This is a genomic window from Vibrio sp. PID23_8 (assembly GCF_003584965.1).
GTDB lineage: Bacteria > Pseudomonadota > Gammaproteobacteria > Enterobacterales > Vibrionaceae > Vibrio.
The window spans coordinates 33,138-55,171 of sequence record NZ_LIXE01000015.1; the positions used below are offsets into that span (position 1 = coordinate 33,138).

The window sequence follows — 22,034 nt, forward strand, 5'->3', positions numbered from 1 at the left end:
TGCCGTCCACACGGTTAGGTGTGGATAACAAAAAAATAGGATCCCATATGGACCACTCAGTACATAACAAACTCGTTTCATTTATTTGGTCGATTGCCGACGATTGCCTTCGTGATGTCTATGTTCGTGGTAAATACCGCGACGTTATTTTGCCTATGGTGGTGCTACGCCGTCTCGACACGCTTTTAGAGCCATCAAAAGAAGCAGTATTGGAAGAAGTTAAATTCCAAGTAGAAGAAATGAATGAAACTGAGCTTGATGACGCACCATTGTGCGCTGCATCAGGTTATGTGTTCTACAACACGTCTAAGTGGACCCTCCAAACACTATTTAGTACAGCGACTAACAACCAACAGATTCTGCTGGCTAACTTCGAAGATTACCTCAACGGTTTTAGCGACAACGTAAAAGAGATTGTTGAGTGTTTTAACCTGAAAGCTCAAATCCGCCACATGGCGGGGAAAGACGTTCTGTTAGATGTGGTTGAGAAATTCGTATCGCCATACATCAACCTAACGCCAGAGGTGAAAGAAGATCCTGAGGGCAACAAACTACCAGCGCTCAGCAACCTTGGTATGGGTTATGTATTTGAAGAATTGATCCGTAAATTCAACGAAGAGAACAACGAAGAGGCGGGTGAGCACTTTACCCCACGTGAAGTTATCGAGCTGATGACGCACCTTGTCTTTGATCCAATCAAAGATAACTTGCCACTTTCAATCACAGTGTATGACCCTGCATGTGGTAGTGGCGGTATGCTGACAGAAACACAGAACTTTGTTGAAGAAAAATACCCAGCATCGAACCGTGATATCTACCTTTACGGTAAAGAGATCAACGATGAGACTTACGCTATCTGTAAGTCAGACATGATGATCAAAGGTAACAACCCAGAAAACATCCGTGTTGGTTCAACGCTTTCTACCGATGAATTTTCATCAGAGCGTTTTGACTTCATGCTTTCTAACCCGCCTTACGGCAAGAGCTGGGCGAGTGAACAAAAGCACATCAAAGAAGGCAAAGAAGTCGTTGATGGTCGCTTTAAAGTGAAGTTAAAAGACTACTGGGGCGTTGAGTCAGAACAAGATGCTATTCCCCGTTCAAGTGATGGTCAGTTACTGTTCCTTATGGAAATGGTCACCAAAATGAAGTCGCCGCAAGTCAGCCCATTAGGGGCACGTATTGCGTCGGTTCACAATGGTTCAAGTTTGTTTACCGGTGACGCAGGCAGTGGTGAAAGCAACATTCGTCGTTACATTATTGAAAATGACATGCTGGATGCGATTGTGCAGTTGCCAAACAACCTGTTCTACAACACGGGTATTACCACGTATATCTGGCTTCTAAATAACAACAAGCCTGAAAGCCGCCAAGGCAAGGTGCAGTTGATTGATGCTAGCCTACTGTTCCGCAAACTGCGTAAGAACTTGGGAAATAAAAACTGTGAATTTTCACCAGAGCACATTGCGGAAATTGTCTCGACCTATCTAGATAACCAAACCATTGAACGTGCTATCGATGAGAAAGGCGATTCGGTGGGTATTGCCGCACAAGTATTCAAGAACCAAGATTTTGGTTACTACAAAGTTAATATTGAACGCCCAGATCGCCGCAGTGCCCAATTCCGTGCTGACCTGATTGAGCCACTACGTTTTGAAAAATCACTGCGTGAAGTGATGGAGTACTTGTACGCCGAACATGGCGAAAATGTCTATGAAGCAGGTTTTGTTAAAGGCATTGACAAAGAGATCACCAAGTGGTGTGAAGAAAACAATATCAGCCTAAACAAAGCAGCAAAAACCAAGTTGCTGGATACGAAAAACTGGATTAAACAGCGCACACTGGTTAGTGCAGCAAGCCTGTTGCACGGCAAGATTGGTGACGAAGTTTACAACGACTTTAACCAGTTCAAAAAATTGGTAGATGCAGAGCTTAAATCACTCGGTCTTAAGTTTTCCGCACCTGAAAAGAAAGCCATTTTGGATGCTATCAGCTGGTATGACGAAAATGCAGAAAAAGTCATCAAGAAAGTCGTCAAGCTTAAGCAAGACAAGTTAGACGATTTGCTAGAAAACTACGAATGCGAACTGCAAGACTTGCCTGATTTCGGTTACTACCCAACGGGTAACAACAACGAGTTCGTCACTTATGAGTCAAGCTCAGATCTGCGTGATAGTGAATCCGTGCCACTTGAGCAAAGCATCTACCAATATTTCCTTGATGAAGTAAAGCCGCATGTTGATGAAGCTTGGGTGAACCTAGAGTCAGTTAAGATTGGTTATGAGATCAGCTTTAACAAATATTTCTACCGCCATAAGCCATTGCGCTCAATGGATAAAGTCGCTAAAGACATTATTGCGCTTGAGCAAAAAGCGGAAGGTTTGATTGCTGACATTTTGGGGGGGGATGTAGTTAAAGGGGACACTAAATGAACTCACTAACACCAATGCTCAAACATAATGAATATAAGGATTCTGGTATAAGCTGGTTAGGTTCTATACCTTCTCATTGGGAGGGCGTTCCTCTTTGTTCGGTATCAAAGCTGAAGTCGATAACGAACCATGTGGATGAGCCATTACTCTCTGTTTACTTGGATAAAGGTGTAATTCGATTTGATGAGGTTGAAGCGAAGCGCACGAATGTAACAAGTTTAGACCTTAGTAAGTATCAGTTAGTTGAACCGGGTAACTTTGTCTTAAATAATCAACAGGCATGGCGCGGCTCTGTTGGTGTTTCTGCTCATAGAGGGATCGTTAGCCCTGCATATTTGGTATTACAGTTATCATCAAAAATTTATCCTCGTTTCGGAAATTATTTGTTCCGAGATGGATCTATGGTGGCCAATTATCTTGTTAACTCAAAAGGTGTGGGAACTATTCAGCGAAATCTATACTGGCCACAGCTAAAAAGGGCATTAGTTTTTTTTCCGGGGCTTGATGAGCAAATCGCTATTGCCAATTTTCTTGATGAAAAAACATCACAAATCGATGAAGCGATTTCCATCAAACAAAAGCAAATCGAGCTGCTAAAAGAGCGTAAGCAAATCATCATTCAGCAAGCAGTGACACAAGGTTTGAATCCTAATGTGCCGATGAAAGATTCTGGTGTGGACTGGATAGGAACAATTCCAGAGCATTGGAGCGTCAAAAGAGCTAAATACCTTTTAGATGAAATCAATGAGCGTTCTGAAACTGGGCTTGAAGAACTATTGTCAGTCTCTCACATGACGGGTGTGACCCCACGCTCAGAGAAGAATGTCACCATGTTTATGGCGGAAGACTATACAGGTTCAAAGCTTTGCCACTCTGGTGATCTAGTTATCAATATAATGTGGGCATGGATGGGAGCGTTAGGTGTATCTGACAGAACAGGTATTGTGAGTCCATCATATGGGGTATTCCGTGAACAGCGCGAGGGAACTTTTGTACCTAAATATCTAGAGATGCTACTTAAATCAACTAAGTATGTTGAGTACTACAACAAGGTCTCTACAGGACTACATTCTTCTCGATTACGTTTTTATGGGCATATGTTGTTTGATATGGCTATGGGCTTTCCTCCTTATGAGGAACAAACACAGATTGTTGATTACATAAGCAGAGAATGTTCGAAAGTTGATGAAACTATAACTGTTCAGGCTGAGCAAGTAAGTAAGCTAAAAGAATACAAAACCACCCTTATCAACAGCGCCGTAACAGGTAAAATCAAAGTGACGGAGCAGGTATAAATGGCGGTTGTAGTTGCCAGTTGCACACTAGAAAAGCTGTATTCTGGCGTGCCGATTTTAGCTTCAGACGGTAAGGTTGAAAAAGACGTTCATGGGATGCTTGCCATCCCTGAATATCAGCGCCCATATCGCTGGAATGAAGAGCAAATCACCCGTCTATTGAATGACTTCAAGCTTCATCAGGAAGAGCTGTCAGGTAAGCCTGAAGCGGAGCATTGCCCATTCTATTTGGGCAGTGTGATTTTGCATCAACAAGGTGGCAAGCTGAATGTCATTGATGGTCAGCAACGCCTGACCACTATGGCTTTGATGTCTTACTTGGCCAATAAACATGCCGATCTTAAGCTCGTTTACGAGTCGCCAGAGAGTCAGCAGCAAATCAAACACAATCTTGGTTGGCTGTATAAGCATGAAGCGTCTTTGGCTGATATCGATTTTGCGCAAATCAACATCACCTTGGTAGTGACAGACAGCGAAGATGAAGCTTACCGCTTTTTTGAAACCCAAAACACGGGTGGGGTGCGATTAGCAGGGCCAGATATTATCAAAGCGCACCATCTGCGTGCAGTGGATGAAAAAGACAAACCTGCGGTAAACACCTTTGCCACTCGTTGGGAAGCACTAGGGGATTTAAACCCTGTGGTCGATATCTTACTGCGTGGTCGCCATTGGCAATATCTGAACTTCCGAGACTACCCGCTGCACAACCAAACTCAGCAAGTGCGTAATAGCATCGTTGCCGAATTGGCAGAGCACACAGGCAAAGGCGACGATATTGCCTTTGGTAGAATTGCTCGTACTTATATGCCCAACGGTGGAGAGAGCTTGGCACAGCCTCAAGTTGGCTATGAGTTGCGCCAGCCGTTAAATAGTGGCGCTAATACCATTCACTATTTGCAATATTTTGAGCAACTGCGCCAAACCTATTTATTGAATAACACAGCGCAAGGTGAGCTTTCAGGTTTTTACGAGTTCTATCAAAAGCTAGTGTGTAAACTTGATGGCTGCGGTTATCTTAAACAGCTTTATGACGCTTGTTTGCTGCTTTATATCAGCCAACATGGGCAGCAAAGCCTAGAGATCGCAGCGAAAAAGCTATTCCGCGTGGTTTACTCTCGACGAGTAGAGAACCAGAAAGCAGTAAAAGAGAAATCGGTTCCTGCTTTTGTGAAAGAAACTCCAGTGTTGGACTGGATTGCGATGAGCTATACCCCAGAGCAGTGTTTCGCACAGCTAGACGGTTTTAAGTTGTCGGTGGACAAGAGTGGCTTCGATAAAAACAGCGTTAAAAAACGTTTCGTCGAAAAAGTGTCTCAATACTTTGGCCTTGATATAGAAAAGCAAGATTATGCTAATCAATTTGGCCCTGCATTTAGCCAACACATCTTCGCGTTAGGAGCAAAACATGGGTGATCACTTATCAGTGCAAACTGAGCTTCTGACGCTTGAGAAAATCTACACCGATAACTACCAGTTTTCTATTCCTAGCTATCAGCGTCCTTATGTCTGGTCAGATGATGATGTCTTGCTGCTGTTCAGAGATATTAAAGAAGCGTGTCGATTAAAAGAGCCAAACTATTTTATCGGCACCATCCTGTCCTCTCGCATTGAACAAGATGGAGAGCGGATCTATGAGCTTATCGATGGTCAGCAGCGAACGACGACGCTGATGCTCATGACCATTGCCTTTAAATACGCAGGCATTAAATCCGATCTTGCTGGGCTTGCTGTTTATACATCGAAGAACGGCGAAGATAAGCCACGCCTCCAGTTTTCAATTCGTGAGCCAGTTCAGCAGCTTTTGGGTGGCCTTGCAGGGCTTAAGAACTATGAAGTGCCGTCTAAGGAAACGATCGCCGACAATGCTTATTTGAAACAGATGGGCGTGGCGTTAGATGTATTGACCAAAGAGGTAGAGAAGCTCAAATCAGATAATGAGGTGAGTGCCGAAGTCATGGGGGAATACCTCTACCGCCAAGTTCAATGGGTGAACAACGTTGTTCCAACACAAATGGACTTAAACCGATTGTTCGCCACCATGAACACCGCTGGCATTCAATTAGAGCAAGCGGACATTTTAAAGGCGAAGCTGTTCAAAAATATCCTTACCGATAAAGCACAGTATGATGCAATGTGGGTGGCGTGTGAGCATCTGGAAAACTATTTTGAACGCAATGTACGCAAAGTATTCCCTAATGCTGATTGGTACCATATTGAACCCGAACATTTGGCGTCTTTTGATGCTGAACGCTTCGCAGCAAAAGATGAAACGTCAGAGGCATTGTCTGGCTTGTCGATTGCTGAGCTAGCGTCACAGGTTAAAGTAAGTTCAATTCCTGATAACACCAAGCAAGAGAAGTTTGAAACGTACGATCTGGACGTAGAAACCGTTTACTGTCGCCCAATCATCAAGTTCCCGCTGTTATTGATTCATGCTTACCGTATCTACCTAGCACTCAATGATCACAACGATATTGAGCCGCGCCTCCATAGCGACCGATTGCTGGAAATATTTACCCCACTTATCAATGGCGATGAGCAATCGGTAAAGCAGTTTATCGAAACGCTATGGCAGGTTCGCTACCAGTTTGACCGTTGGGTTGTGAAATGGGTTGAACGTGATGATGCCACAGATGCGCAGCTTGGTTTAACGTATCAATCTCGCAGTAAGTCGAATGACACTTACTACATCAACCGAACGCAGAAAGAGCTGACGGATAGTGTGCTTCTGCAAAGTGTTCGCAACTTTACCGGTGAGCGCAGCGCCCAGTACTGGTTAACACCATTTATTTCAGGCTTGATCCGTTTGAGTATCAAGCAAGACTCTGAGGCGTTAGAGCTGCTTGAAAACATCGACAACAAAATGTCGCTATCAATTGATACTCAGAAAGAGGCCAGCTTTGCACTCGCTGAGGGCTTAGAGCCTAACTGCCAGAGTTGGCAATCACAATCTACGTATTTTGCAAAGTCGTTAGGGACGAGTTTCGAGCACTACTGGTTTCAGAAGCTTGAATATTTGATTTGGAAGCAAATGAAGGCTTCAGAATCTTCATTGTCTTCTGAAGAAGTGAATAAGTTCAAAAAGTACCGAATCACATCCAAAAACTCAGTAGAACATGTTCATCCTCAAAATGATGAGTATAAGAGTGAGTTAGCATATGAAACGTTAAACTCATTTGGTAATTTAGTATTACTTAGTCCCGGTGAAAACTCTTCTTATAGCAATCAAGACGTTGACAAAAAGCGTATCGATTTTGATAGGAAGTCCCATTTCGATGCACTCAAATTAAGAGAAATATTTGGTGTAAAAGGGCAGGGACTATGGGGCAAACAGCAGATAGATGACCATCTAGAAGACATGATGGCAGTCTTTGCTCTGCACTATAAACATCAATAAAAACTTCGAGTCATTAAACTAAACAACGTGGTATTTATGGTTAGTAAAACAAATGAACAAGCATTAGAGGCCGCAATAGAAAAAGGTTTAGCAGGTATTTGTAAAGAAGAGCTAGCGCTGGGTGAAGCGCCTCTTAGTTACAATAATGATCTTTATCTTATTGGCTCTCCAAGTGACTTTGACAAACAGTACGCTTTAGATACCCGTTTGTTTTGGCAGTTCCTTGAAGATACTCAAGCGAGTGAGTTAGAAAAACTCAAGCGCACCAGTCCCCACGACTGGCAGAGAAAAATCCTTGAGCGTTTTGATCGTATGATCAAGCGTCATGGTGTTTTGCGTTTGTTGAAAAAGGGGCTAGACGTTGATGATGCGTTCCTAACGTTAATGTATCCAGCACCTCTCGCCAGTAGCTCTGAGAAGGTAAAGAAAAATTTTTCTGCCAACCTGTTCAGTGTGACTCGCCAAGTTTGTTATTCCAATGCAAATCCATTGGAAGAAATTGACATGGTGCTTTTCATCAATGGTATTCCGCTGATTACTCTTGAGCTTAAAAACCATTGGACGGGACAAAATGCGGCTTATCATGGTCAGAAACAGTACCGAGATGATAGAGACGCGAATCAACCTCTGTTGAACTTCGCACGTTGTTTGGTTCATATGGCGGTTGATACCGATGAAGTCTATATGACGACCAAACTGGCAGGTAAAAAGACATTCTTCCTACCGTTCAATAAAGGCTTCAATCTAGGCAAAGGAAACCCGACTAACCCATATGGCCACAAGACGGCTTACTTGTGGCAAGAGGTGTTTCGCAAAGAAAGCATCGCTAATATTATTCAGCACTTTGTTCGCCTTGATGGCAGCAGCAAAAAGCAGTTGGACAAACGAACTTTGTTCTTCCCTCGATACCACCAAATGGATGTCGTACGTCGCTTGGTTGATCACTGCTCAGTTAATGGTGTTGGGCAAACCTATCTGATACAGCACTCAGCGGGTTCAGGTAAGTCTAACTCAATTACATGGGCTGCATATCAGCTCATTGAAACTTATCCTATCAGCGATGATCTACCAGGAAGTAGAGGGAAAGAAGTGCCTCTATTTGATTCGGTCATCGTTGTTACTGACCGCCGATTGCTCGATAAGCAGCTACGCGACAATATTAAAGAGTTCTCCGAAGTGAAGAACATTGTTGCGCCAGCGTTCAAATCATCTGAGCTAAAGTCTGCATTGGAGAATGGCAAGAAAATTATCATTACCACCATTCAGAAGTTTCCGTTCATTATTGATGGTATTGCAGATTTAAGTGACAAGCGCTTTGCCGTCATTATTGATGAGGCTCACAGCTCTCAGTCAGGCTCCGCTCATGACAATATGAACCGTGCAATGGGTAAGAAGGAAGTGGAAGAGCTGGAAGATGCTCAGGACAAAATCCTACAGGCAATGCGCTCTCGTAAGATGCGTGGAAATGCCTCTTATTTTGCGTTCACTGCAACGCCAAAAAATACCACTCTAGAAAAGTTTGGTCAGCGACAAGCGGACGGAACTTACGCTCCTTTCCATTTGTATTCGATGAAACAAGCGATCGAAGAAGGGTTCATTCTCGATGTTATTGCCAACTATACGACTTATAAGAGTTATTACGAGATTGAAAAATCAATCCAAGATAACCCTGAGTTCGATAGTAAAAAAGCGCAGAAGCGTTTGCGAGCGTATGTAGAGGCAAGCCAAGAGACGATAGATACCAAAGCCGAGATCATGCTTGAGCATTTTATCAAACATGTGATTAACGGTAAGAAGCTCAAAGGTAAAGGCAAAGGCATGGTGGTGACCCAAAATATTGAGTCAGCTATCCGCTACTATCGAGCGTTAACAAGGCAACTCGATAAGATGGGTAACCCATTTAAAGTCGCGATTGCCTTCTCTGGCACCAAAGAAGTTGATGGTATTGAATACACTGAAGCAGATCTTAATGGGTTCCCAGAAGGTGATACCAAAGATTACTTTGATGTGAATTACAAGCGTAAGGAGTCGGATTCCCCAATTCCTAAGCATGTAGATCAAGATGCTTTCCGTTTGTTGGTCGTGGCGAATAAGTATTTGACGGGCTTTGATCAACCGAAGCTTTGTGCCATGTACGTGGATAAAAAGTTGGCTAGCGTTTTGTGTGTGCAAGCGCTGTCACGCTTGAACCGCTCGGCACCAAAATACGGTAAGAAAACGGAAGATCTGTTTGTGTTGGATTTCTTCAACTCAGTGGATGATATCAAAACCGCATTCGACCCTTTCTATACATCAACAACGCTTTCTGAAGCGACAGATGTCAATGTTCTACACGAGCTAAAAGATGATATGGACGACACGGGTGTTTATGAGTGGTTTGAAGTTGAGGAGTTCAACAAGCGCTTCTTTGAAGGAAGAGATGCTCAAGACCTAAGCCCAATTATTGACATCGCAGCTGCGCGTTTTAACCACGAGTTAGAACTAGAGAACGAATTTAAAGTCGATTTCAAAGTGAAGGCTAAACAGTTTGTGAAAATCTACGGCCAGATGGCATCTATCATGCCTTATGAGGTCGTTCAGTGGGAAAAACTGTTCTGGTTCTTGAAGTTTTTGATTCCGAAGCTTTCGGTCGAAGACCCAGATAAAGAAGCATTAGACTCGTTACTAGATTCAGTCGATTTGAGCTCTTATGGATTACAAAGGGTTAAGCTTAACCATTCCATCGAGCTAGATGACTCTGAAACTGAGTTAGATCCTCAAAACCCAAACCCGCGCGGAGCTCATGGACCTGAAAATGAAAAAGACCCGTTAGATGAGATCATCCAAGTTTTTAACGAACGCTGGTTCCAAGGCTGGAGCGCAACACCAGAAGAGCAACGAGTTAAGTTTGTGAACATTGCTGAGAGTATCCGGAATCACCCAGACTTCAAAGCTAAATACCAAAACAATGCAGACCCTCATACGCGAGAGCTAGCGTTTGAGAAGATGCTGAAAGAGATCATGCTTCAACGTCGTAAAGACGAATTAGAACTATACAAGCTATTTGCACAAGACCCCGCTTTTAAAGCGTCTTGGACGCAAAGCATGCAGCGCATGGTTGGGATGTAGTTTTGTAGGTATCGTTTTTCAAAATTAGCTGGGCTTAGTTTATAAGAAATCAGCAACAATGAACCAGAATTTATGTACGTCAATGACTAATTTGTTCTCGGTTAGCTAGTGTAATATTTTTCAGAGGACAGAGAATGGAAATAACATGCTTAGACCCTTTAGGGATTAATGGCTACGAAAGAGAAGCAAACGAAAGGCTCGAGAAAGCCCTCCCTAACAGTTGGAAAGGTTACTCATCTCTAGAAATGAGGGGAAGACAAAGTGGAGAATTTGAAGGTGATTTAATTCTCGTAACCCATGACCGGATAATAAATGTTGAATTTAAAAAGTGGTCAGGAAAAATTTTTTCTAAAAATGGTAAGTGGGTAGTACAGTTTCCAGATGGGCGAGAGGAACATCGAAGTAATGGTGTACGCCAAGCAAGAAGGTCGGCTCAGGTATTATCGACTAAATTAAAAGAGCGCTTAAGTAACAGGTTTGTACCTTGGGTTGATCATTGTGTGGTATTATGTGGAACCGCTGGTAAAGAGGATCTGCACCCTGATGAACAAGACTATGTATTCACGTTAGAAGAATTCTCTAAAATAGGCGAAGACAAAGTTTATAAGAAGTATTTCAAAAATGATGTCTCATGGATGATAAAGCGTAAAGAGGACGCTCCTAATAAAAACATAAAGCAATGGGACAAAATATTTTCTTGTAATAGTGCTGATTTCAAAGCAAAAAATTACTCTGCTAATAATTATGTATTGCAAGGCCATCCTTTATTCCAGCATAGGGATGGATTATATTCTGAATACCATAGCCAACGTTCCGATAATCATAATTATAAAGCGCTTATGCGAAGATGGGACTTCACCTCCCCTTGCATCGTTGAACATGCTAGAACTCCAGAACAAAGATCTTTAATAGCTCACAGAGAAAGTGATGTACTTGGTTATATCGCGAGTCAAGATGAAGATCTTAAGGATACATACCTTCGATTAGAATATATACCTAGTGAGTTATCTTCTGACTTTGTTGAATTGTATGAATGGCCAAATAAAAAAGAACGCCTAGATACGTTTGTAAGAAAGAACAGTACAAAGCTTACTGAAGAAAATAGACTCAACCTAATCCAAGCTCTCGTCAGTCGTTTAGCTAGCCTTCATGATATTGATGTGGCACACCGCGACCTCGGTAATCACAGCATCTGGGTATCTTTACCGAGTAAGGTTGTATTGTCTAATTTCCTAACGGCAACTTATCCAGACCCGAAGAATAAAACAGTATCAAATATTCGTGAAATTCTGCAACACAATCAAATTTCAACACCGGAAGAGTTGTACGATGATTCACATGGTACACATTTTACTCGTGATGTATATCTAGCTGCAGCTGCATGTCACTATATTGCATTTGGTAAGCCCCCAGTAAAAGAAGATGGAATTTATCTCTGGGAGCCAATCGAAGACAACCCAATATGCCAACGGCTTGAAAAATGGTTTGAGAGAGGTTTAGAGCTTGAAGCTTCTGCTCGTTTTAAGGATCTGCGAGAGGCTCTCACTGAACTTAACATACTGTTGAATGTAGGAGAGTCAGATGGAGAAGATAAACTAGGCCTGTTAGCACGCTATCACTCTTCAAAAAACATCTATGTCGACTTTGGCAGTATCAGCCCAGTAAAGACAGAGGGAACTTTTAATTTCTTCAAAGCTATTGATGACTCATTTGGCCTGAAAGCTTGGTTTGGCGTCACCGATGTGTCAATTGACGGCGGAGTTAATAGTCAACTACTGTCATTCTTTAATAGACTGGATATCAGAAAGAATGCAGATATAAAGTGTCTTCCTAAAATTATTGACTATGGTTTGAATCCACAAATGACCTGTGCCTTTTTCCAGTTTGAGTGGATAAAAGGTAGTACTTGGGAGCAGTGTGTTGAATCTCAATCATTTGACGATCCAACGCCAAAAATCAAGCAACTCTTATCGTCAATAATTGAGTTACATTCGGCAAACATCCATCATGGTGATATTCACCCCAATAACATTATCGTTGGTGATGGTAAATTGGTATTTATCGATATCATCGAGCTAGATGAAAGTCGATATACGCCGACGTATTCACCTGATAACCATGAAAATATTTCTAGGGAAAGCATAGATTGCTATGCCATTGTGAAGATAGTTAGTGAACTGTCGGATTTTAAGCAGTTGACTCATTTGAGTCAATACGTAAATCAACTTCTTGAACTTCCTGAGATATCGACGCAGGAAATTATAAAACTGCATGATGACCTAGAAGGTATTATTAGCCCTCCACCACTCAAACTAGTGAATACTTTTAAGATTTATCATAAAAACCTTCGGACTAGGCAAAGCCGGTTTCTGTCTGATGATGGTAAGTACTATCTATATTTAGAAATAAACAAGGGAAATAACGGAGATTTAGTTTCTGTTCGAATTACGGGCGTGAAACATCGTTTGAGTATGCTCATTCATCCCGAGAAGAAAGTTATCGTTTCAGCAAAACTTGATGAGATTAGACATAATGATTTCATCAGTAACAAGAAAAGATCAATCTTAGAATTGAGTGGGGATATTCAATTTTGTGACTCTGAGGCTGAAAGCTCAGAAGGTTTTTTTGATGAAATACTTCAAAGCCCGGTATACCTAGAGCTTTGTAAAGATGGTGAAAGACCAGAGCGAAACAACTCAAATCAAGAAACAACAGCGTCAGCTAACATAAAAGGCTCTAAAGTAACGGATGCAAGAGATGTTTGGAAAGCTCTTGTTGAAACCGAGCACGAAAGTAACCCAAGAGTTGAGATATCTACAGACCCTCGAATTCAAGGAGATAAGTATACATTTCAATATACTAGCGAAGGTGTATCTTTAGACTTTAACTTAAATACAGAACGTGTTTTTGTGTATGCAGAGCGATATGGAGAGTTACGAAGAATAGGAACTCTCGTTGATATTGGTCCAAATTCGATGGCAATAAGCCTTTGGGGTAAAGCCAAAGCTGAGCAGGGTGATACTTTGGTTCTTGAAGGTGCACTGACTGCATCATCATTAAATAAAAGAAAGTTAGCGACGGAGAACCTGGTAAATAACAGAAGTGTTATCCGTAATATTGCAGATTACTTCTCTCCAGGAGTTGCTGTTGAACCGACAGTACAATCAGAGCCAACTGACGCTGAGTTAGATTCTTACACTGAACTAGACAGCAATGGAAAGGTTATTTTTAGGCTAAATGAACAGCAGCGAGAAGCTTTCAAAGGCTTGTATAAATATGGACCGGTAAGTTTGCTCCAAGGTCCACCGGGCACCGGTAAAACGGCATTTATTGGTTCTTTCATCCATTACTGTATTTCTAATGGTGCCAGAAGAGTATTATTGGTCAGTCAATCTCACGAAGCTGTCAATAATGCCACTGAGAAAGTTAGATCATTATTCGGGCGAAATGACACCGAAATAGATATTGTTCGTCTTGGTGATCAGCATGTACTTTCCGAACAGCTTGATGATGTCGGAGAGAAGGCACTCCAGGAGCACTATAGAGATCGATTTAAAGCTGAATACGAAGAGCGTATTACTAAGGTCGCACGAGAGTTAGGGATTGATGAAGAGTTTACAAAAGTAGCTACTGAATTTGAGAGGTCATTTGGCAAGCAATTAGACCGTATACTTTCACGCATGAAGGATACGGATAGTGACATCGCAGGTGCTTTAGAGAATCAGATAAAAGTATTAAACAAAAAATTACCGGAATTTTTTTCCCGGAAAACAGGTATGGATCTGGACTTAGGTGATATCGAACTTGCCTATTATAGAGAGTTCATTTATTCAGCGCTTGCGAGACGCTATGAAATTTTCTCTGGTGATTTGCTGTCAAAGTTCAAAAATATTGTCTCTATTTCAAATGAGTGGCTGAGCGTTATGGCTTCTAGTCAGTCGCAGTTTCAAAATTTCTTGTCAAAGACACGGACTTTAGTATGTGGAACTTGTGTTGGGATAGGACGGAACCACTATGGGATTCAAGAGAATATTTATGATTTAGTTGTTATTGATGAAGCCGCTCGTTCACCAGCAAGTGAACTTGCAATTGCAATGCAGGTAGGCCGTAAAGTTCTTCTGGTTGGGGATCATAAGCAACTACCTCCTTTGTTTGATGATGAACATATAAAAGCAGCAAAGAGAATTTTACCAACAGTTAGTACTAATGAGTTTAAGCGTAGTGACTTTGAAAGAGCATTTGTTTCTAGCTATGGAAAGACGGTCGGACGTTTTCTTAAAATCCAATATCGTATGATACCAGCAGTAGGAAACCTTATATCGGAATGTTTCTACTCAGAAGAAGGTGGTTTAGAAACCGGCAGGGGAGCAACCAAAAAAGCTTATCTAGAGCTATTTGAAGAGATATGCACGCCAGTGACTTGGATCGACACAAGTAAAGCTAGAAGGAAATCTTTTGAGTCTAAACCGACAGCAAAAAATGCAAACCAGAAAAGCTATGTCAATAGGTATGAGTCTGAAATTATATTGGGGCTTCTGAGCAAGTTAGTATCTCATGACAATGCGGAATCCCTCCTTGTGGAAGATGATGAGCCTAAGATTGGTATCATTTGTATGTATGGTGAACAAGTAAGGCATCTAATTCGAGAGATTAATGGCGTTGCATGGGCTCGAACACTACTAGAAAAAGGAATCATAAAGGTAGATACGATCGATAGTTACCAAGGTAAAGAGAACGATATCGTTATTGTTTCTCTAGTGAGGAGTAATGCAAGTGGCATTCAAGGTTATGTATCTTCAGAGAATCGAGCAAACGTAGCTCTTTCTAGAGCTAAAGAGGCTTTGTTTGTAATTGGTAATTCGGATATGTGGAACAATCACAACGAAGGCTCAGCTTTTGGTCGGGTATTCAACTATATATCGGAGCATAGCGGAAAAGAGTACTCGGTTGTAAACGCACAGTTTCTGGAGGCAAAAAAATGAAGATCCAATTAAGTAAGGTTTGCTTTGGCTTACCGATGAAGTCTTTTTTTATTGATTATACTGTTAGTAAAAAGCGCGAGTTGCCAGTCGTTAAAGAGTTTGTCATTAGACTAATCTATTCATTGACTTCGACTAGTCTGGAAACGATACAGGATTACTTTGGTTTTACGAGCAAGGAGATGCTAGCCATTGTAGACGACTTACAAGAAGAGAATTTGATTGAGTGGGAATCTGGAAAGGTAAAGTTGACTTACTACGCGATGAGTAAGTTCACAGAAGAGGATGGGAACTTAAGACCTACCTTCTTTGAGGTAACTGATGAAGCGTCTCCAGTCGAGTTCGAATTGTACAGCTTTCGTATGCTATCTACCGACGTGAGGCGCTCTGGTTCTCAAGATTTTAGTGTATCTCTCAATTTGCCAGACGATTGCTACCGGAACTTATTGAGTAAAGCTCAAAATGCTTTCGATACAAATTTTACGTTATTTAGAGAGCTTGTCTTAAAAGAAGATGTTTTTTCAGAAATAAAAGATTTGTATAAAATCAATCAAGTGTCAGATAGGTTTGACTCAACACTACCGCTTGAGATTGAGTATTTTGTAGATACAGAGTCACCAAACATATTAAAAATGGAATATGTTTCTAAAACAGTCGATGAATGGGATGAAGATAAATCAATGTTTTCGCTCATGGACTCTACTATTCAAGTTGATATGGCTAAGGATTTACAGGAAAGTTTTAGCGAGTATCTAGAAGCATCGAATGATCCACTTTTAGTTCAGTATTGGGATGACGACGCTAGAACACTGAATCTCAAAGCTGTGGCTAATCATTATGAAAATGGACTAACCAAGCTAAGTGACAATACATTTATGTTACTTGGCAATTTTTATACTGAAAGAAATCGAGACATTTTGACGAATCGGCTTAAGGGAATATTTGCGGAAAAACCGGATAACTCTGGATTGATCTGGCTTACCAATGCTGAATCAAAAACCTGGGGGAAGACTACGGATTTAAGTAAGTTAGTAGATGAAGTTTATGGCTTTTTCGATAAGAGGAAAAAAACCTCAAAAGTAATTTTAGGTATGACTTGCCAGAGCTATCAAGAGTCGATGACTTTAAGGAATAACTTTTGGAAGCTGTCGGACGCTCTACTAATGGATCTACCAGCTAGATTCGGTGGTGAAAATGCTGAATTTATGATCATTCCAGGTTTAATGGTTGCAAGTCTGTTTCACGCCCAACTAGATGATCAACGTGATATTTCATTTCCAGTAGGTTATGTGAGTTTTGAACCTAAGCTAATTTCTGAAGTCTCCAAAAAACTTTTGGATTGGACTACGCAGCAGCCTAAGTACTATGACTTTTTTGAGAAGAGGGATGTCGAGGAAGAGAAAAAAGTTCGGAACAAACACTTCATGCCGATCCTTCAGCAGAACTTTAATCGCGAAGTCAACGACTTATTTAATGATAAGGTTGATGTCGAGTTGAATCAATCTTCGAGTTTTGGCGTAAATGAGCAATCGAGAACTAGCAAAGCTCACACTTTAGGAGCCAAGGCTGTAGATACTTATAAACCAAGTGAGTTTGCCGACAAAAACGGTCAAATGACTTTATCTGAGCATGGAGATATAGGTGAAAGCAGTCTGCAAAAGTTAATAGGATCAAATAAACCATCCAAACTGTGGGATATTGCATTTTATCACTACTCACATCCAGACGCTTCCAAGATGCAGTTAGATTTACTCTCTAATGCTGGCAAGCAGAGTTTGGAGCTAATTGCCGTTCACTTAATTCAAAATACTGTAGGTCTTGCAAGTTCAGGACATGTGGGTGTAGTAAAGAAAGCCTTGATAACGGGTGTACGAGAAAAGCTATTGGAGTTAGGGCTAATTGATAAAATACGAAAAGGAAGTGGCATAACAGATGCGGAATCTGAAAAGATAGAACATCAAGTAGTTATGCAGCTCCTTGGTACATCTTGGGTTATGAATCAGATCGGCTGGCTCTATAAATTGGCGCAGACTTTAGATATCCGTTTAGATTCATCAAACGAAAAACCTATGAAAATGGTTTTACAAGAATATGCGCAATCCAAAAAACTTCAGGCACCTCAATATGATGTCGTCGAGATCACAGGCCCTCAACACAATCAAGTTTTCTCTGTCCAGTGCAGTATTGAAAATAAAAAGGCTGTTGGCAGTGGAAATTCAAAAAAGAAGGCTTCTGAAGACGCTGCCATTAAGCTTTTTCAAAACCTGAACAAAGCCAAATCAACCTCACATAGTTCTAGTGTGCAGCGAATATATATTCGCCCTAAAGATATACATAAGTGGACGAAGTGTAATAATTTCAGGGTTCAAAAGGAGGTTGCCCAACTTTTTGGAATTCCACCGGAAATCAAGAGCGGTGTAGCATTTGTTCCTGCAAGACTTTGGAAAGAATATGCAACATCAGATGGTGGCAACAAAACGTTGGCTCAATTGGGGATAAACTTACAGCAGGCGATAATATCAAGGGAATTGATTAGAAAATGTTTAGAGAATGATGATTGGTCTATAGCGCAACGTCATGCTGGAGTTTCTAGGGAGTTAGTAAGTGATGACTTCTACAATGAGCTTGATTGGCTTAACACTATGATTTGGAGAGAACCTTTCTCTCGTCGGATTCCTTCTAAAGAGCAGGTCTTGTATATAAATAGTGTTATTAGAGCTTTGTATGGTTTATCTTACCTATGCCTTTTTGAAGAGAATTTTTGTGCTCCTGATATTGATAAAGTAATGAGGTATAGACCTTTTAAGCAGATCAGCGAATCCTTAAATAAGGATAAGTACATAAATAAATCAGGAAAAGACAGTAAAACTCAGCTTCAAGAAGTAGCTCAAGATTTAAAAGTACCATTACCTATCTATGAAACTACCCAAGCTGAAGGAGAAGAGCATAATCAAATTTTTGAAGTAAAATGCTCCTTTAATGGGCAGCTGACTTTTGGTGAAGGGACTTCATTTAAAGGGGCGTCACAACAAGCTGCAATGGCGATGTTACAAAAAGTTGAAAGCAAAGAGTAACCAAAGGTGGTGTAGGCTTTACTTGTACTGAAAGTAGTTTTCTTTCAGTTGCTGTTAAAGTAAAGCTGCACTTTCACAAAAATATCAAATTATGGTTGTTTTTGTTGATATCAACATATGGTTGTTTTTTGGATAAGATGTTGAAAGAAAAGAGATCATAAATATCACGTTATGGTTTTTTCAACAAAATCGAATAATGGAGAGCCGCTACTAGCGGCTCTTTTTTTGCCTAAATTTTGGTAAGTGGCGGCAGGCTATAAATTGTTGAGTGGGTTGCGAGTAATGGCTTCTGACAAGGGGTCGGGTGCAAAGTGTGCGTAACGCATTGTCATCGAGATATCGGCATGCCCTAATACATCGCGTAGAACCAAAATGTTTCCACCATTCATCATAAAGTGACTGGCAAAGGTGTGGCGCAAAACATGAGATGCCTGTCCAGAGGGTAGGGAAATGCCTAACTTGGTCTTTAGAATGTAGCAAAACGGCGTGTAGCACTCTTCAAACAAAGCACCTGAGGTTGGCTTAATGATCTCTTCGTAGAGCTCCTTAGCGATTGGCACAGTACGATTCTTTTTTTGCTTTTGTATTGGTGAATGTCACCTTGTATTGGGATAGCTGCGTCCCCTTTAATTGTGCCGCCTCATTCCAACGTGCGCCGGTGGACAAACATAGCTTCACGATCTTGAGCATGTCTGCTCGTTCATGTCGCCCAACAAGTGCTAGTAAATCCTGGATTTGTTCTTTGGTAAGAAAAACCATTTCCCGCTCGGATTCTTTAAAGGGTTTCACATCTTCCAAAGTATTAGGCAGTTTCCACTCACCGAGTTCTTTGAGCTTGTTAAGCACTGCCTTAAAGCGTGCTAATTCGGAGTTGAGTGTCGAGATACTTGGTTTACCACGATTCCAACGGTCTTCATCAACAAACACCAACTCCCCAGACATCCTTTTACTGCGGAAATCGGAATACATTTTAGAAGAGAACGTAGATGCAACAGGATTGCCCATCGCTTTTACCATGTAGTGAAACTTTTTGATGAACTGTGTTGTCTTAATGTCTTTTAAACGTTATAGCATTGAGTTGGCATTGGAACAGCAGCACCGTACTTTAGTAGTCTACTGTCACTCTCAATCACCACATAGCGCTCGAACTTCTTGATACTTTTTAAGAGCAAGTTCTTTGAGCCCTTGCCACAACTGGCTTAACGCGAGATCGGATACTTCGTCTAATTTCTATAATGAAATTAGACGAAGTGGTGATGAACGTGAGTAAATCTTTAAATCGCCCTTTTTTTCTCTCGATTTGGAAACGTTGTCAGGTCACTCTGCGGTGCTTCAACAAAGTTAGGAACTTCGAATCATGAAATTGGCGATACTTTTTGTCTTTTCATGTTTTCTCCTTTTGCGCTGTGGAGCGCGTTTTTAAACGCTTAGGCGTTAATGCTCGATGTAAAGCAAGGAGGCCAGAAATTGGAAGATGTTGATTCAAGAAAAGAGCAGAGTGACAAATATGGTGCTTCAAGAAATTAATTTTCCTTAGTTACACGCGTGTAACTAAGGAAAATGCTAGTTATTGGGAGTGCTACAATAATCCTGCTAAGTGTATGAATGTTAATGGTTTATTGAGTGTTAGATGAGGCTCTGTGTTTTAAAGTCTTTAGAATATAACAACATCCTTGCATGTTGTATTCACAGGTATATACCAAATCAATTTGAAGATGCAGGCTTGAGAACCTGAAAACTATCATTAATTCGAGATGTCAAAGAGCCTGCGATCTCTGGAAGAGTCACAGCAAAAAATTGGTCTATTGCCGCCTTGAAGTCTCGTTTCCTTTTGAAGTAAACGTTGTTCCTCGCACTTCTCATTCATTACTTTCCATAGCCGCTCTATTGGGTTGAGGTTTGGGCTGTAATGTGGAAGATAATGCAGTTCAATATTAAGGACAAACGCCGTATCTCTGACTAAGTCACTGCGGTGATATCTCGCACCATCTAAGATGATATTAAGCTTATGGATTAACGGATAACTCTCTCTTAAATTACAGAAAAAGCGAACGATAGTTTCACTGTTAATGCGGCTTTGTTGCGTAATTTATTTTCGAACTAGAACAGCCCATTTCGGTTGATTGTCAGCCAATACGGCTAGTTTTAGGCATACCAAGCCCAGTAAGCTTATTCAACGCTTTGATCATCGCGTAAGTTTCACCAACTTGTGCATTGTAATTTCTTAGACTTAACCGTCCGTCAAGTAACTGCTTCACACGATACATTGCCGTTTCTGATAGCGAGCGCTTGTGGTAGCCATATCGCTCTTTCCAATGAGTATTTGAACCATATAGCTTTTGGCAGCCAGCCGCTAAGTTTCTTGGATGGCCCCGTTCCCAGAATGCAGTCCCCTCTCTTGGAGGGATCAGAGCTACGGCTCGTTTAATACGGATTGCCGCGTGACAATCCCTTGTGTCATAAGCACCATCGCCTGATATCTCGATGATTCTTCGGCCTGTTTGCTTGAGTAAGTTAGGCAGAACTTCTGCATCAGTGACCGTTGATAAACTCAATTCGGCGGCAATAATTTCATGGGTGCTCGTATCCACAGCAATATGCAGCTTACGCCACACTCGGCGCTTGCCATCTGTGCCATGTTTTTTGACTTTCCACTCGCCCTCACAATAAACCTTGAGACCCGTTGCATCGATAGCAAGGTGTTGAATCGGAACTTTTGTTTTCGTTTTAAAACTCACATCAATATCTTTTGCTCGACGACTGATACAACTATAGTGTGGGCTGCGTAGTGGAACTTGAGCAAGTCGAAACACAGAATCAATAAACCCTTGAGAAGCACGAAGTGGCATTGAAAAAATACGCTTTACCATTAAAGCAGTTGTGATGGCTAAATCACCGAAAACACGAGGTCTCCCTCGCTTGTTTTGCTTCCACTCGCTTATCGCTTCTTCATCAATCCAGAACGTCAGAGAGCCACGATTGATTAGAGTTTGATTGTATTGCTTCCAGTTGTTTGTTTTGTAACGAGGTTTTGCCATGAGACTACATACTTGAATTAATGTAGCTGATCAGATCGTATGCTTTGGATTTAGTTCCATCGATTTACGCAACAAAGCCCCTTTCCAGCGCTCTTATGTTGGTGACGTGAATGAACATTGGTTTGACGTCGTTCAAGCAACTTCTATCTGTGACGATATGATCACACTTGGTTATGTGGTGTTATGTTACTAACTTAAATTAATAAGAAACAATGATATAAAAATTTTTTCATATTAAAAATACCAACCAATTTGCATTACATTGCTAATGTAACTAGCCTTTAATTACATCACCAATGTAACCCAAGGCTAGAGGTCGTATGACATTCAAAATCAACGTTAAAGAAATAACAGAAAATCCCCCGATCACTGATAGTGACTTAATCGAAATGGCGTTTTATGTGAAACAAACTCTAGAGCGGTATTCAGAAATGGTGAATAACGGATATGATTCTGCGGAAAATAAGTTTGAAGATGAAGAAATAGCAGATATGACAACGATTCAGTTTAACCCTAATAAAAATGAACTTGTGGAATATGCTCAATCACATTGCATATTTCGGAGCATTCCGATCAGTCATTTCGGGATTATCCGATCACCCATTTCCGCTGTTTTTCAAGCAAGTTGTCGTCTTTTTTACAATTTAGTAACGTGAATAATTACGCGGCACACTTTTCAGGGTTCAAGTACACCTCATCGATATAACTCCA

Annotated in this window: 9 protein-coding genes and 2 pseudogenes; 8 read left to right on the top strand and 3 right to left on the bottom strand. The window is 41.2% G+C overall.

Annotated features, from left to right (window positions below):
- Positions 1-47: 47 nt before the first annotated feature.
- The 7 genes from AK966_RS17735 (at position 48) to AK966_RS17765 (ending at position 18,285) form a co-directional block, all read left to right on the top strand.
- Complete coding sequence (locus tag AK966_RS17735) at positions 48-2,432, top strand: class I SAM-dependent DNA methyltransferase (RefSeq protein ID WP_119464627.1); 2,385 nt, start codon at positions 48-50, stop codon at positions 2,430-2,432.
- Positions 2,429-3,727 (top strand): restriction endonuclease subunit S, encoded by a 1,299-nt coding sequence (locus AK966_RS17740; protein ID WP_119464628.1) that lies wholly within the window; start codon positions 2,429-2,431, stop codon positions 3,725-3,727. Before AK966_RS17735 ends, AK966_RS17740 begins: the two co-directional genes overlap by 4 nt.
- Positions 3,728-5,140 (top strand): DUF262 domain-containing protein, encoded by a 1,413-nt coding sequence (locus tag AK966_RS17745; protein ID WP_119464629.1) that lies wholly within the window; start codon positions 3,728-3,730, stop codon positions 5,138-5,140.
- Complete coding sequence (locus AK966_RS17750) at positions 5,133-7,124, top strand: DUF262 domain-containing protein (protein ID WP_119464630.1); 1,992 nt, start codon at positions 5,133-5,135, stop codon at positions 7,122-7,124. Before AK966_RS17745 ends, AK966_RS17750 begins: the two co-directional genes overlap by 8 nt.
- Positions 7,125-7,160: 36 nt before the next feature.
- Entirely contained in the window at positions 7,161-10,232 is a 3,072-nt protein-coding gene (locus tag AK966_RS17755; RefSeq protein WP_182852747.1) for a type I restriction endonuclease subunit R, read from the top strand.
- A gap of 134 nt (positions 10,233-10,366) precedes the next feature.
- Complete coding sequence (locus AK966_RS17760; RefSeq protein WP_119464632.1) at positions 10,367-15,214, top strand: AAA domain-containing protein; 4,848 nt, start codon at positions 10,367-10,369, stop codon at positions 15,212-15,214.
- Positions 15,211-18,285, top strand: a complete 3,075-nt coding sequence (locus AK966_RS17765; RefSeq protein ID WP_119464633.1) for a putative dsRNA-binding protein — start codon at positions 15,211-15,213, stop codon at positions 18,283-18,285. Before AK966_RS17760 ends, AK966_RS17765 begins: the two co-directional genes overlap by 4 nt.
- Before the next feature lie 254 nt (positions 18,286-18,539).
- Here the strand turns inward: AK966_RS17765 and AK966_RS17770 are convergent.
- The 3 genes and pseudogenes from AK966_RS17770 to AK966_RS17780 all read right to left on the bottom strand — a co-directional run.
- Positions 18,540-19,314 (bottom strand): annotated as a pseudogene (locus tag AK966_RS17770) (tyrosine-type recombinase/integrase); the annotation flags it as partial.
- 675 nt (positions 19,315-19,989) lie between these two features.
- A pseudogene (locus AK966_RS17775) lies at positions 19,990-20,356 on the bottom strand (transposase); the annotation flags it as partial.
- 55 nt (positions 20,357-20,411) lie between these two features.
- Complete coding sequence (locus AK966_RS17780; protein WP_099081162.1) at positions 20,412-21,323, bottom strand: IS5 family transposase; 912 nt, start codon at positions 21,321-21,323, stop codon at positions 20,412-20,414.
- Positions 21,324-21,643: 320 nt separating this feature from the next.
- Between AK966_RS17780 and AK966_RS17785 the strand changes: the two genes are divergently transcribed.
- Positions 21,644-21,979, top strand: a complete 336-nt coding sequence (locus tag AK966_RS17785; RefSeq protein ID WP_119464634.1) for a hypothetical protein — start codon at positions 21,644-21,646, stop codon at positions 21,977-21,979.
- Positions 21,980-22,034: the final 55 nt, after the last annotated feature.

Coding starts and splice junctions, on each gene's coding strand:
- AK966_RS17780 (WP_099081162.1), bottom strand. CDS start 21,323: ATGGCAAAACCTCGTTACAAAACAAACAACTGGAAGCAATACAATCAA.
- AK966_RS17785 (WP_119464634.1), top strand. CDS start 21,644: ATGACATTCAAAATCAACGTTAAAGAAATAACAGAAAATCCCCCGATC.
- AK966_RS17765 (WP_119464633.1), top strand. CDS start 15,211: ATGAAGATCCAATTAAGTAAGGTTTGCTTTGGCTTACCGATGAAGTCT.
- AK966_RS17745 (WP_119464629.1), top strand. CDS start 3,728: ATGGCGGTTGTAGTTGCCAGTTGCACACTAGAAAAGCTGTATTCTGGC.
- AK966_RS17740 (WP_119464628.1), top strand. CDS start 2,429: ATGAACTCACTAACACCAATGCTCAAACATAATGAATATAAGGATTCT.
- AK966_RS17735 (WP_119464627.1), top strand. CDS start 48: ATGGACCACTCAGTACATAACAAACTCGTTTCATTTATTTGGTCGATT.
- AK966_RS17755 (WP_182852747.1), top strand. CDS start 7,161: ATGGTTAGTAAAACAAATGAACAAGCATTAGAGGCCGCAATAGAAAAA.
- AK966_RS17750 (WP_119464630.1), top strand. CDS start 5,133: ATGGGTGATCACTTATCAGTGCAAACTGAGCTTCTGACGCTTGAGAAA.
- AK966_RS17760 (WP_119464632.1), top strand. CDS start 10,367: ATGGAAATAACATGCTTAGACCCTTTAGGGATTAATGGCTACGAAAGA.